Annotated in this window: 13 protein-coding genes; 10 read left to right on the top strand and 3 right to left on the bottom strand. The window is 71.7% G+C overall.

Annotated features, from left to right (window positions below):
- The first annotated feature begins 747 nt into the window (after window positions 1-747).
- The 7 genes from ACFY01_RS36975 to ACFY01_RS36945 all read left to right on the top strand — a co-directional run bounded on the left by ACFY01_RS36975 (window position 748) and on the right by ACFY01_RS36945 (window position 8,447).
- On the top strand, window positions 748-2,277 hold the full coding sequence (locus ACFY01_RS36975; RefSeq protein ID WP_390740143.1) for an APC family permease: 1,530 nt from the start codon (window positions 748-750) through the stop codon (window positions 2,275-2,277).
- Window positions 2,278-2,392: 115 nt separating this feature from the next.
- Window positions 2,393-2,638, top strand: coding sequence for a ferredoxin (locus tag ACFY01_RS36970; RefSeq protein ID WP_390740142.1), 246 nt, complete (start codon window positions 2,393-2,395; stop codon window positions 2,636-2,638).
- Window positions 2,628-4,016, top strand: a complete 1,389-nt coding sequence (locus ACFY01_RS36965) for an NAD(P)/FAD-dependent oxidoreductase (RefSeq protein WP_390740141.1) — start codon at window positions 2,628-2,630, stop codon at window positions 4,014-4,016. Before ACFY01_RS36970 ends, ACFY01_RS36965 begins: the two co-directional genes overlap by 11 nt.
- A gap of 49 nt (window positions 4,017-4,065) precedes the next feature.
- Window positions 4,066-5,298 carry a cytochrome P450 gene (locus tag ACFY01_RS36960; RefSeq protein ID WP_390740140.1) on the top strand — a complete coding sequence of 411 codons (1,233 nt, stop codon included), beginning with the start codon at window positions 4,066-4,068 and terminating at the stop codon, window positions 5,296-5,298.
- 56 nt (window positions 5,299-5,354) lie between these two features.
- Window positions 5,355-6,356, top strand: a complete 1,002-nt coding sequence (locus ACFY01_RS36955) for a glycoside hydrolase family 43 protein (protein WP_390740156.1) — start codon at window positions 5,355-5,357, stop codon at window positions 6,354-6,356.
- 79 nt (window positions 6,357-6,435) lie between these two features.
- Entirely contained in the window at window positions 6,436-7,236 is an 801-nt protein-coding gene (locus ACFY01_RS36950) for a MerR family transcriptional regulator (RefSeq protein WP_390740139.1), read from the top strand.
- On the top strand, window positions 7,233-8,447 hold the full coding sequence (locus tag ACFY01_RS36945; protein WP_390740138.1) for a glycosyltransferase: 1,215 nt from the start codon (window positions 7,233-7,235) through the stop codon (window positions 8,445-8,447). The genes ACFY01_RS36950 and ACFY01_RS36945 overlap by 4 nt, the downstream gene beginning before the upstream one ends.
- A 59-nt stretch (window positions 8,448-8,506) precedes the next feature.
- Here ACFY01_RS36945 and ACFY01_RS36940 read toward each other — a convergent pair whose 3' ends face one another.
- Both ACFY01_RS36940 and ACFY01_RS36935 read right to left on the bottom strand, forming a co-directional pair.
- The gene (locus ACFY01_RS36940; protein WP_390740137.1) at window positions 8,507-9,055 is read right to left on the bottom strand and encodes a YciI family protein; all 549 of its coding nucleotides are present in this window, start codon (window positions 9,053-9,055) and stop codon (window positions 8,507-8,509) included.
- Between the two features lie 74 nt (window positions 9,056-9,129).
- Window positions 9,130-9,726, bottom strand: coding sequence for a TetR/AcrR family transcriptional regulator (locus tag ACFY01_RS36935; protein ID WP_390740136.1), 597 nt, complete (start codon window positions 9,724-9,726; stop codon window positions 9,130-9,132).
- Window positions 9,727-9,811: 85 nt separating this feature from the next.
- On the opposite strand from ACFY01_RS36935, the gene ACFY01_RS36930 reads away from it, so the two are divergent.
- A complete protein-coding gene (locus ACFY01_RS36930) occupies window positions 9,812-10,690 on the top strand; it encodes a class I SAM-dependent methyltransferase (RefSeq protein WP_390740135.1) in 879 nt (292 codons plus the stop codon).
- Here the strand turns inward: ACFY01_RS36930 and ACFY01_RS36925 are convergent, their stop codons facing one another.
- The gene (locus ACFY01_RS36925; protein ID WP_390740134.1) at window positions 10,691-11,557 is read right to left on the bottom strand and encodes a helix-turn-helix domain-containing protein; all 867 of its coding nucleotides are present in this window, start codon (window positions 11,555-11,557) and stop codon (window positions 10,691-10,693) included. It lies immediately after the preceding gene.
- A gap of 212 nt (window positions 11,558-11,769) precedes the next feature.
- Here ACFY01_RS36925 and ACFY01_RS36920 point away from each other — a divergent pair, with 212 nt between their 5' ends.
- The gene (locus ACFY01_RS36920; RefSeq protein WP_390740133.1) at window positions 11,770-12,180 is read left to right on the top strand and encodes a cupin domain-containing protein; all 411 of its coding nucleotides are present in this window, start codon (window positions 11,770-11,772) and stop codon (window positions 12,178-12,180) included.
- Window positions 12,181-12,426: 246 nt separating this feature from the next.
- On the top strand, window positions 12,427-13,236 hold the full coding sequence (locus ACFY01_RS36915; RefSeq protein ID WP_390740132.1) for an SGNH/GDSL hydrolase family protein: 810 nt from the start codon (window positions 12,427-12,429) through the stop codon (window positions 13,234-13,236).
- Window positions 13,237-13,283 lie beyond the last annotated feature (47 nt).

The raw sequence follows: 13,283 nt of genomic DNA, 5'->3' as shown, positions 1-13,283 counted from the left end.
CATGACCGGGTCAGGACTCCCAGCCCCAGCCGTTCCAGACGGGATATCAGCACACCCGCTCAACCGACCGACAACCCCAAAAGCAACGGCATTGCACCGCCGACAGCGGGGCCGCCTCCTGGCACACCCCGCTGTCGGCGGACGGCACCGAGCACGGGCATGCCGTCACCACGGTCAGCACGGCGCACGGCCCGTGGGAGGTCCGCCTGCACCGCGTCGAGGCTCCGGCCGGGACCATCGTGCGGGAGGGAGGCTGGGCGATCGCGAGCGACACCGCCCGGCAGGCCGCGACGACCGGACCAGGATGGGCGGTGACGATCCGTGACGACGGTCTCACCAGCGCGCTCGTCGCCCTGCTCGACCGGCCCGGGGCCCCGAGCGACCTCGCGGGCGAAGTCGGCCACGGCACAGGACACAACGCCTATGGCCGGTATTCGGCCACGCCGCTTCTCACCACGGAGCACCCGGGCGGCACGCTGCTGCTCGCCACCCTGGTGGTCCTCACCGCGGACCCGGGCGTGTCCAGCGATCCCGAAGCCCTTCGGAACGGCACCCGCGCACGCGAGACGCCGGACGGGACCGTGCAGATCCACTTCCCGGACGGCACGGTCCACACGGTGTCGCTGCCGCGTCGACACAGGAGAAACGAGGGTCAAGAATTGCACATGACCGCTTGTGGGCTTTCCCGTAAGCGACGGATCATTGGCCGAATCCAGCCCCTGTCCCACAAGCACACAGGAGGCCCCGGTGGCCGCTGGTCAGATGCTCTCCGGGCCGGCCGGCACGCCGGCCTCGGCCCAGGTGGAGCGGCAGAAGCTGCGCAAGCACTTCGGCCGCTTCGACATCCTGTTCTTCCTCCTCTGCACCATCGTCGGGGTGGACACCATCGGCACCGTGGCCTCGTCCGGTGCCGAGGCGTTCACCTGGCTGATCGTGCTGGCCGTCGTCTTCTTCGTGCCCTCGGCGCTGCTGATCGCCGAGCTCGGGGCCGCGTTCCCCGAGGAGGGCGGTCCCTACATCTGGACCAGCCGGGCCTTCGGGCGGCTCACCGGTGCCGTCAACAACTTCCTGTACTGGATCACCAACCCGGTGTGGCTCGGCGGCACGCTCTCCGTCTCCGCCGTCGCGGCGTACACCACCTTCTTCAACGGCGGCAGGAACCTGAGCACGCCTGCCTTCTACGCCTTCACCCTGGTGTTCGTCTGGGTGGGGGTGCTCGCCGCGATCCTGTCCTTCGACATCGGCAAGTGGATTCCCACCATCGGCGCCTGGAGCCGTTTCGTCCTGCTCGGCCTGTTCACCGCCACCGTCGTGGTGTACGGCGTCGAGCACGGCCTGCACGGATTCGGGTTCGGCGACTTCTCCCCCACGTACGCGGGATTCGTCGGCCTGGTGCCCGTCCTGATGTTCAACTACGTCGGCTTCGAGCTGCCCAACACCGCCGGCGACGAGATGACCGACGCCCAGCGGGACGTGCCCTTCGCGATCTTCCGCAGCGCCTTTCTCTCCGTGCTGCTGTACGCGCTGCCGATCCTCGGCATCCTGCTCGTCCTGCCGGTCAAGGACATCACCGGTCTCGGCGGGTTCGTCGACGCGATCCGGCAGGTCTTCACCGTGTACGGCGGTCACGTCGCCCCCGACGGCACCGCCACGCTCAGCGGTGCCGGCAGCGTACTCGGTGACCTCGCGGCGATCATGTTCATCCTGACGGTGCTGTCCTCGGGCGTCACCTGGATCATGGGTTCCGACCGCGCCCTCGCCGTCTCCGGCTACGACGGCGCCGCGCCGCGCTTCCTCGGCGTCATCTCGAGCCGGTTCGGCACCCCGGTGCGGGTCAACATCCTAAGCGGGCTGGTCTCCACCGTCGTCCTCGTCCTGGCCCACGAACTGACCGGCGGCAGCGCCGCCAAACTCTTCGGCGCCGTCCTCGGCCTCGCCGTCTCCACCACCCTCGTCAGCTACGTGGGGATCTTCCCGGCGCTCGCGGCGCTGCGCCGCAAGGCCCCGGACGTCTCCCGTCCCTACAAGGCGCCCCTCCCCCGCACCATCAGCACGGTACTCACCCTGCTCATCCTGTTCGCCAGTGTGCAACTGGTCGCGCCCGGCCTCGGCGACCACTGGTTCGGCTCCGCCTACGCGCCGGACGGCTGGAGTCACGGCGAGCGCTGGAAGTATCTGCTGACGGAGACCGTCCCGCTCATCGGGTTCATGCTCTGCGGCGTGCTCTTCTGGGCGCTCGGCAGACCGACCCGCAGGTCGGCCGCGGCCAGGGGGTAGCGAACGGGACCCCGGATGCGGGCCGTCCTCACGCGATCGGCGGTCACCGGCGCGCGCCGGCCGGGCCCGGCGTCCATGCTGGCGATGGACCCGGCCGCGAAGGGGCACAGCGCTGATGAGGCTTGTCGTCGATCTCAACAGGTGCCAGGGATACGCGCAGTGCGCGTTCCTCGCACCGGACGTCTTCACCATGCACGGCGAGGAGTCCCTCGTCTACGACCCGCACCCCGCGGGCGAACAGCGCGAAAGAGTCGCCCGTGCCGTCGCCGCCTGCCCCGTACGGGCGATCACGGCCGAAGGGCTGGACAGCCCGAGGCCGGCGCCCGTCGCATCCGCCGGGGAGCCGTCCGATGCCCGCTGACTACCTGGACTGGCTCAGACGCGAGGGCCGGATCGTCATCGTGGGCGCCTCGCTCGCGGGTCTGCGGGCCGCCGAGACGCTGCGCGCCGAGGGTTTCGCCGGTTCCCTCACCATGATCGGGGACGAGCCGTACGAGCCGTACGACCGGCCGCCGCTGTCCAAGGCGGTGCTGCTGGGCAAGGCGTCGCCGCAGCACACCGAGCTGCCCCGGCGCCTCGAGATCGACGCGAAGTGGCGCCTCGGCGTCGCGGCGACCGGTCTCGACCTGGCGGCCAAGCGGGTGCGGCTGGCCGACGGGGACGAGGTCGACTACGACCGGCTGCTGATCGCGACCGGCGTCCGTGCACGGCCCTGGCCGAAGGAGGCGGAAGCCAGGCTCGACGGCGTCTTCGTGCTGCGCACCCGGGACGACGCGGCCACCCTGTACCGGCGGTTGCGGGCCGGGCCGCGCCGGGTGTTCGTCATCGGTGCCGGGTTCACCGGTTGCGAGATCGCCTCGGCCTGCCGGGAGATGGGCATCGCGGTCACCGTGGCGGAGCGCGCGGGTGCGCCCCTGGTGGGCGCCCTGGGCGGAGTGATCGGCGCGGTGGCCGCGCAACTGCACCAGGACAACGGTGTGGATCTGCGCACCGGCGTCATGGTCACCGCCTTGGAGGGCGACTCCGTGGGCCGGGTACGTGCCGCGCATCTGTCCGACGAGAGCGTCGTCGAGACGGACGTCGTGATCGTCTCGCTCGGGGCGACGCGCAACACCGAGTGGCTGGCCGGCTCGGGCCTCGGCGCGGGCCCTCGGGGCATCGCCTGCGACGCGGGCTGCCGGGCCTTCGACTTCCGGGGCATCGTCACCGACGACATCTTCGTCGCGGGCGATGTCGCACGGTCCCCGCACGCCCTGTTCGGCTATCAGTTCCTCTCGCTCGAACACTGGGGCAACGCCGTCGCCCAGGCCGAGATCGCCGCGCACAACATGATCAGCCCCGGCGCCGAGCGGCGCCCGCACCTGTGGGTGCCCGCGTTCTGGTCGTCGCAGTTCGGCGTGAACATCAAGTCCGTCGGCGTCCCGCCCATGGGCGAGGAGATCATGATCACGCAGGGCTCGCTCACCGAGCGCCGGTTCGTCGGGGTGTACGGCCACCAAGGCCGCGTCATCGCCGCCGTGAGCTTCGACAACACGCGCTGGCTGGAGTTCTACCAGCGGAAGATCGAGACGGGCGCGCCGTTCCCGGTGGAGTTCCCGACGGTCGACCGCCGCCCCGAGGGCCGGCAGCCCGTCCCGTCCGGTTTCCCCGACCCGTCCCTGCCGACGCACGGCCCGACCGTCACCCTCAGCGGATACTCACCGACCGACCGGCAACTGGTCTTCACTCCGGCCCACTGACCGGTCCCGGCCCCCGGCCCCACGGACCTCCACGCCCCAAGGACCCCGCATGACGCACGCCCCGCTCCTGCGCCGGATCACCGACTTCGCGAACCGCGCCGACCCGTATCCGCTGTACGAGGAGCTCCGCAAGACCCCGGTGCTGCACGAGGAGGAGGACGGTCCGTATGTCATCAGCTCGTACTGGGACATCAAGGGCCTGCTCCACGACCCGCGGATCAGCTCCGACTTCACCAACCTCAGCGTCGCGGCCGACGACGAGCTGTCCAGGCCGGAGGCCACGGGGCTGCCGCCCAGCTTCATCCGGCTCGACCCGCCGGAGCACGACCGGCTGCGGCGGATCGCCAACAGTTCCTTCGGCCCTCCGCACCGGCCCACCCGCATCGACTCCATGCGCGGTGAACTCACCCGGATCGTCACCGACCTGATCGACGGGTTCGGGGACGCCCGGCAGATCGACGTGGTCGACCAGTTCGCGTACCCCTTCCCGGTGACCGTGATCTGCCGGCTGCTCGGCGTACCGCGCGAGGACGAGCCCCGCTTCCGTGCCTGGGTCGACCCGATCGTCGCCGGCCTGGACCCCGACACCCGTACCAGCGCCGACTCCGAGCGGGCCGCTCAGGAGGCACGGTTGCAGCTCGGCATGTACCTGAACGGGCTGGTGGAGCAGCGCACCAGGGAGCCGCGCGACGACATGCTGTCCGACCTGGTGAACAGCCGGGGTCCGGACGGCGCCATGACCACGATGGAAGTGCTCAGCACGGCGGTGCTGCTGCTCATCGCGGGCCACGAGACGACCGTCAACCTGATCACCAACGGGATGCTCACCCTGCTCCGCCACCCGGAGTACCTCCGGCGGCTGCGCGACGACCCGGGCCTGTCCGTGAAGATCGTCGAGGAACTCCTGCGCTACGAACCTCCGGTGCAGCTCGTGCCCCAGCGCACCTGCATCGCCGACATCGAGGTGCGCGGGGTCACCATCCCCAAGGGCTCACGCATCTGGCTCGTCCTCGCGGCGGGCAACCGGGACCCGGAGCGTTTCCCCGACCCCGACCGGTTCGACCCGGACCGCGAGGACATCCAGCACCTCGGCTTCGGCAGCGGCATCCACAGTTGCTTCGGCGCGCCACTGGCCCGCGTCGAGGCCCAGATCGCGCTGTCCGAACTGGCCCGCCGCCTCGGCGACCCCAGACTGCTCGAAGACCCGCCGCCCTACCGCCCGAACGCCGTGCTGCGCGGTCCGCGGCATCTGCACGTCGGCTTCGACGAGTTGCGTCCCTGAGCCGGAAATCCGGGCTCCGGCGACCGTATGCTTCGACGGTGGCCCGGACCGAACCGATGCGGCTTCCCGACATGCCGCTGCACGATCCGTTCATCGTCGCCGACACCGAAACCCGCACGTACTACCTGTACACGTCCAACGAGCCGTCCGTGTCGGGTGTGGACGGCGTCGGCACGATGGTCTACCGCAGCCACGACCTGCGCGACTGGGTGCGCCCTGTCGTGGTCTTCCTGGCGGCCGAGCAGGAGGGCATCTGGGCGACCGACGGCGGATGGGCGCCGGAGGTGCACGCATGGGACGGCCGGTACTACCTGTTCACCACGCTGCACAACCAGGACGAGCCGCTTCCGGTACCGCCGGCCGGCCACTGGGGCTCGCCGTTCCAGGTCCCGAACCACATGCGCGGCACCGTCACCGCCGTGTCCGACTCGCTGCTCGGCCCGTTCGCGGTCGTGGACCCCTCACGTCCGACCCCGCCCGAGAACCTGATGACCCTCGACGGCACGCTCTACGTGGATCCGTCCGGGCAGCCCTGGATGGTGTACGCGCACGAGTGGCTGCAGACCATCGACGGAACCATGGAAGCGATCCGGCTCGCTCCGGACCTGTCCCGGACGATCGGTGAACCGGTCTTCCTGTTCAAGGGTTCGGACGCGTCCTGGATCAGTGAGCAGATCCCCGGCGGCGTCCCGCACCAGCTCCCGCCCTACGTCACCGACGGCCCGCAACTGTGCCGCACACCCGACGGGACCCTGCTCATGCTGTGGTCGACGTACGAGAAGAACGTGGTCGCCCAGGACGGCACCGTCAGCGGCGGATACGTGCAGACCTACGCCGTCTCGGAGTCCGGCGGCATCACAGGGCCGTGGCGCCAGCACCGGCCCCTGGTGCGGGACGACAGCGGTCACGGCATGCTGTTCCACACGTTCGACGGCCGGCTGATGATGATCCTGCACCGCCCCTTCGACAACGCACGCGGGAAGCTGTACGAGATGGAGTTCGCCGGCGACGGACTACGGGTGCTCCGCCGGCGCGACGACCTCGACGGCGGCGGATGACACCGGCTCCCGCCGGAGAGCGAGTTGACCCTCCCCTTACGTCAGGCTCCACGCTGTACGCCGACGAAAGGGCAGGTGGATGAGCTACTCCGTGGGTGAGGTCTCGAGGTTCGCCGGGGTGACGGTGCGTACGCTGCACCACTACGACAAGGCGGGGCTGCTCTCGCCTGGTGGCCGCAGTCGCGGCGGTTACCGGCTCTACGACGACGCGGACCTGGCCCGTCTCCAGCAGATCCTCTTCTACCGCGAACTCGGCTTCACCCTGGACGAGATCGCCGGGATACTCAAGGATCCGCAGGCCAACGTGGTGGAGCAACTACGGGGTCGGCAGCGGCAGCTGAGTGAGGAGATCGCCAGGCTGCAACGGCTGGCCGAGGTGGCGGAACGGGCCATCGAGGTCCAGCAGACCGGGGTGTCCCTGACCCCCGAGGAACGCTTCGAGGTCTTCGGTGAGATCACCTTCGACCTGAGCTATGCCACACAGGCGGAGCTGAAGTGGGCGCACTCGGAGGGGCAGCGCGAGGCGATGGCGCGCGCGGCCGCCCACACCAAGGACGACTGGCGGCAGCTCATGGGCGAGGCCGCCGCCTGGCGCGCGGAGTTGCTCGCGGCCTTCGACGAGAGGGAGCCCAGCGACGGCGAGCGGGCCATGGACCTCGCCGAGGAGCACCGGCTGCACATCTCACGGTGGTTCACCTCGTGTCCGCCCGACATGCACCGGCGTATCGCGGACGACTTCGCGGCCGACCCGCGCGCCTTCGCCCTGGTCGTACCGCCGTCGCAGCAACGCCCGGGCCTGGCCGCCTACACGTGCAAGGCGGTCCAGGCCAACGCGGCCCGCCACGCGGGCGGCCGTACCGGCTCGGAGGAGGAGCGATGAGGGTCCTGATCGCCGCGGCCGGATCGCGTGGCGACGTAGCGCCCTACACGGGCCTGGGCGCCGCACTGCGGCGGGCCGGGTACGACGTCGCCCTCGCCACCACGGACACGTTCGCACCCCTCGTTCGAGACGCGGGGCTGGAGTTCCGGCGTCTTCCCGCCGACCCGCGGGCGCGCGGTGGCGTCACGGGCGGGCGGCACCTGATGCGTTCCGCCGCCGCGTTCGTCACCGAACTGGGCCAGGGGTTCGCCGACGCCATGGCCGACGGCACGGATCTGCTTCTGCTGTCGGCCACCACGGCCCCGCTCGGCTGGCACCTCGCGGAGGCCACGGGCACGCCGAGCCTCGGCGTGTACCTCCAGCCCACCGCGCCGACCGGCGACTTCCCGCCCGTCGTCACCGGCTCCCGGTCACTGGGCCGGCCCGTCAACCGCATGGCCGGACGCTTCGCCCTGCGCATGGTCGACCGCCTCTACGAGCAGGCGGTCGTGGAGTTGCGCCACCGCCTCGGTCTGCCTCCGGCCTCCGCCTCCGCGACGCGCCGACGCCAGGAACAGGCCGACTGGCCCGTCCTGCACGGCTTCAGTACGGCACTCGTGCCCCGGCCCTCCGACTGGCGTTCCGGCCTGAAGGTCACAGGCACCTGGTGGCCCCATCTCGATGCGGCCGAACGGCTGCCCGCGGACCTGGAGGACTTCCTTCGTGCGGGCCCCCGGCCCGTGTTCATCGGCTTCGGGAGCATGGCGGCCGGTGACGGGGAACGGCTCAGCGAGATCGCGGTGCGAGCCCTGCGCCGCGCCGGGCTGCGCGGCATCCTCCAGGCCGGCAGCGCCGGGCTCGCGGCCGACTGCGACGACGTTCTCACCATCGGTGACGTACCGCACGCCCTTCTGTTCCCGCGCCTGGCCGCGGTGGTCCACCACGCCGGGGCGGGCACCTCGGCCGCGGCGTTGCGGGCCGGAGTGCCCGCGGTCACCGTACCCGTGACCGCCGACCAGCCGTTCTGGGCGCGCCGCCTCGCCGCCGTCGGTGCCGCCGCCGATCCGATCCCCTTCCGGTCCCTCACCGCCGAACGGCTCGCCGACGCCCTCGGCGACGTCGTGAAGCAGCAGGCGTACGCACGAGCCGCCGCGACGGCCGCGCGGCACATGGCGGCCGAGGACGGAACGGGCCAGGCACTCAAGGCCGTCCGGCAGCTGACCGGGAGCTGATGCCGGTCACCGGTTCCCGGCCGCGTGGGCGGCCCCCGGCGCGGCGCGCCCCTGGCGCCTCACCGCCGGCCGCCGAACTCCCAGTCGTGGACCTCTATGTCCGCGTACCGGTCCGCGACCAGAACGGCTCGTGCCGCGTCCGGGTCCGGTGCCCGGACCAGCGCCGCCGTGCCCACCCAGGTCGTGGCGTCGTCGGACAGCAGCGGCCCGTAGGCGATCAGCTCGTCCTGGTCGGGCGGTACGGCGAGATCGGGGGTCCGCCCCTCGCCGAGGCCGAGCACCAGATACCTGTTGCCACCGGTGCGGCCGCCGGGGAACTCCCACATCGTGCGCCCGAGCAGGTTCCGCCACCGGCGCAGCAGCACGTCCCGGTAGGCGCCGGCCTGGTAACAGGGCTCCTCGAAGGCGAACGCGCGGGCGGCGGCGGGATCGGGCAGATCCACGATGTGCACGCTGCCGGTGGGGGTTTCGCCATCGGCGGTGAAGGTCGGGCCGCGGGCGATCAGCTCCTTCGCGAACCGGTCCATGTAGGACCAGTGCTCCTCCAGCAGTTCGCCGCGCAGTGCCACGGAGCCGGGCCGGTCACGGTGGTAACAGAAGAACTCCATGCGCACAGACTGTGCTTGACATGTCGCGGCTTCTCAACCGGGTTTGGCGGCGGCTCGGGTTCGTGGTCGGGATCTCACAGCGGATCCCGCGCGGCGCTTGCGAGGACCGTGCTCACGACCTTGCGGACGGCATCCGTCTCCGGCGGGGTGCCCTTCCTGTCGGCGAACAGCAGGTGCGCGGCTCCGACCAGCGTGGGAGCGAGCGTGTCGACATCGGCGTCGGCGGCGATCCGGCCCAGTTCGCGCTCGGCGGTGAGGTAGGAGGCGATCATGGCCGTGGCCTCCGTCAGGAGCGGGATGCCGGCCGGCCCGGTCCGGCGCAGCCGGGCGCGCAGCTCGTCCCGGAAGGTGACGAGGGCGACGATCGCGACGGCGACCGGCCCGAACACCTCGGTCAGCGCCTGGGCGAGACTGCCGACGACCGTGCCGGTCCCGGCGGCATCGCGCAGGGCCGTGGCCCGACCGCCGATCCGGGCGATGCGGTCCTGCACGAGCTCGGCGAGGAAGGCGTCGAAGTCGGCGAAGTGCCGGTGCAGCACGCCCTTGGCGCAGCCCGCCTCCGCGGTGACCGCCCGGCTGGTCAGCGCGCTCGGACCGGCGCGGAGCAGGACGCGCTCGGCGGCGTCGAACAGCTGCTCGCGCGCGTCGCGGATGGCCACGCCTGTCGGCATCGTGCATCGCCTTCTTCCTGTGCCGGGACCGTCCCGCCGGGCCCGTCCGTTGACGAGTGGGCAAGCGCCCACTCATAGTGGGCACATGCCCACTTTACCGATTTCCGGGAATGAGCCCCATCGGCACCGCCAGGTGGCGGAGTCGTTCGGGTCGGACGCCGAACGCTACGACCGCACCCGCCCGAGCTACCCCGACGCCCTGGTGGAGGCGGTCGTCGCCGCAACCCCCGGGCCCGACCTGCTCGACGTCGGCACGGGTACCGGCATCGCGGCCCGGCAGTTCCGGGCGGCCGGGTGCAGGGTGCTGGGGGTCGAGGTCGACGCGCGCATGGCCGAGCGGGCGCGACAGCACGGGATCGAGGTCGAGGTGGCCGCGTTCGAGGCCTGGGATCCCGCCGGCCGGGCCTACGATGCCGTCGTCTCCGGCCAGGCCTGGCACTGGATAGACCCCGTCGCGGGCGCGGTGAAGGCGGCCGGGGCGCTACGGCCGGGTGGCCGGCTGGCCGTGTTCTGGAACGTCATCCAGTTTCCGCCCGGCCTGGCCGAGGCGGTCGCCGAGGTCTGCCAACGGGTGATGCCCGACGCACCGTTCGACTTCCGGGCGATGACGAAGGGAGCCCTGGACGCGAGCCAGGCGTTGCTCGGCAAGACCGCCGACGGGATCCGTGGGACGGGCGGGTTCGGCGCACCCGAGCAATGGCGATTCGACTGGGAGCGCACGTACAGCCGCGACGCCTGGCTGGACCAGATGCCCACCCAGGGCGCCTTCACCCGGCTCCCCCCGGACAAGCTTGCGGAGGTACTGGACGGCGTCGGCACCACCATCGACGCGATGGGGGGAAGCTTCACGATGCCCTACGCGACGGTGGCGGTCACCGCGGCGCGAACCGGCGCCCAGGGCCGTCACTCGGCACGGAGCGGCCCGGTGCGGTGCCGGCCGGGACGTCGGCCTGCTCCGGGTTGATCAGCCACTGCCCTCCGTCTCCTCGATGCGCTCGGCCGCCCATGAGGCGAGCAGACGGAGGCCGTCGTGGGAGGGGGTGCCGGGCTCGGCGGTCCAGACGACCAGTTGCTGGTCGGGGTCGGTGGTGGCGGTGAGGGTGTCCCAGTCGAGGACGAGTTCACCGACGACGGGGTGGTGCAGGGTCTTGGTACCGACGCTCAGGGCGGCCACATGATGGGCGGCCCACCAGGTGCGGAAGTCCCCGTCCCGCACCGACAACTCGCCGACCAGGGCGGCCAGCTGAGGATCCTCGGGGTACCTGGCGGCCTCCATGCGCAGCTGCGCGACGCTGGTGCGGGCCACCTTCTCCCAGTCGGGATAGAGCCTCCGCATCGCCGGATCGGTGAAAAGCAGCCGCACGTAATTGCGTTGCTTCTCCGGAATCCGCGAGAAGTCGGTGACGAGTGCGGCGCCGAGGGAATTCCAGGCGAGAACGTCCATGCGCCGCCCCAGGACGACGGCGGGGGTCGCGGTCAGATCGTCCAGCAGGCGCCGCAGCTGCGGCTGCACCTTCTGCCCGGTGCGCCGACGGGGCCGGGCACCGGCCTTGCCCGCCAGCTCGTACAGGTAGTCGCGCTGGTCGTCACTCAGGTGCAGCACGCTCACCAGTGCGTGCAGCACCGGCGCCGACGGCTGCATGCGGCCCTGTTCCAGGCGGATGTAGTAGTCCGTGCTGATCGCGGCCAGCTGGGCGACCTCCTCCCGGCGCAGCCCCGGCACCCTGCGCGGCGCTCCGGTGTCGGGCAGGCCCACCGTGCGGGGGCTGAGCTCGGCACGCCGGGCCCTGAGGAATTCGCCCAGCTCCTTGAGGTGTGCGCTGCTGGTCATACCGGCCAGTCTCGCACTCGCCGCTCCCCGGGTGGGTGGGAGAGTTTTCTCCCAGGATGTTCCCGTCCCAGGAGGAAACCCTCCTCTTTGCGCACCCGCGCCGCCGTGTGAGCGTGGGAGGCGTACGGATTTCACCGACGTTCCGATAAACGGCGTGGCGAAAACCGGCGCAGCGAAAAACGAATCCCCTTCCGAGGGCTGGGAGCACACCCGTGGAATTCCTGAAGAAGAGCCCGACCAGCAAGGCCCCGGCCGAGTGGTTCACCGGCGATGTGTGGTGGGACGTGATCCACCCCGGCGAGGCGCCGTCCCGGATGCGCATGAACCTGGTCCGTTTCACGCCCGGTGCCCGTACCGCCTGGCACCGCCACGCGCGGGGCCAGACCCTGCACGTCGTCTCCGGTATCGCCCTGATCGGCACCCGCGACGGCACGGTCTTCGAGGCCCACCCCGGCGAGACGGTCTCCTGTCCGCCGGACGAGGAGCACTGGCACGGCGCGGCTCCCGACCACTTCATGGAGCACCTGGCAATGTGGGAGGGCACGGGCGACGACAGCCCCGAGACCGTGTGGGCCGAGCACGTGAGCGACGAGCAGTACGCCCGACCGCGCACCCGGGCCTGACCGCGGACCGGCCATTCCACGCGTGAACCCCTGACGGTTGCGGTGGGGCCGCCGTACGGGTGACGGCTCACCGGGTGAATCCCGTCGAGGCCGGCGCCCGTACGGCGCGCCCCTCGCTCCGGCCGGCGTCCCCGCCGGTACGGGGTGCTCCGGCGCGGGCATCGCCTCCGGCGCTTGTCAACACGGCTGCGCGGGCGGGTCGGCCACGGCGGGTGGCGGGCGAGGCGGGCCGCGATAAAGAAGGTCATGAGACAGTCCCGAACAGCGTCCGGCGCGGCCTCACTTCTCCTCGCGGCCGCCGCAGCCTTCGCCGGTCCCGCGGCCGGGGAAGCGGCGCCGAGCACGACGGCCACGGCCTATGTGGCCCTCGGTGACTCCTACGCCGCCGGTGTCGGCGCCGGCGGCTACCTGGCCTCCGGCACGGACTGCCTGCGCAGCGGCCGCGCCTACCCCGCGCTGTGGGCCGCCGCCCATGCGCCGTCGTCCTTCGACTTCACCGCGTGCAACCATGCGCGGACCAGCGACGTCCTGGCCGGTCAGCTCGGCCCGCTCAGCCCGCGTACCGGGCTGGTGACCCTCACGGTCGGCGGCAGCGACGCGGGCTTCGTCCGGGTCATGGCGACCTGCGCCCTGCCCGGCCGTGACGCGTGCCTGTCCGCGGTGGCCGCGGCGAACTCCTACATGGACGCGGCTCTCCCGGGCGCCCTCGACCGTCTCTACTCGGCCATCACGAGCAAGGCACCCGCCGCCCGTGTGGTGGTGCTCGGCTACCCCCACCTCTACCAGCTCCACGGCTCCTGTTCGCACGGCCTCCAGGACACCGAGAGGTCCGCGCTCAACGCGGCCGTGGACCACCTCGACCGTGTGATCGCCCGACGTGCCGCCGCCCACGGGTTCACCTTCGCCGACGTGCGCAGCGCCTTCGCCGGGCACGAGATCTGCTCGTCCAGCCCCTGGCTGCACAGCGTCGACTGGCTCGACCTCACCGACTCCTACCACCCCACCGCCTCGGGCCAGTCGCTCGGCTACCTCCCCCCGCTCAACGGCGCGACCTGAAGCGGCAGGACGGCGGGGCCCGGTCCGCCCGCCGCCGAGGCGGTGGG

The sequence above is a fragment of the Streptomyces sp. NPDC001480 genome, assembly GCF_042894725.1.
Classification (GTDB): Bacteria; Actinomycetota; Actinomycetes; order Streptomycetales; family Streptomycetaceae; genus Streptomyces.
The sequence above is the reverse complement of the archived record's forward strand: the minus strand, read 5'-3'. Positions and strand labels throughout refer to the sequence as shown.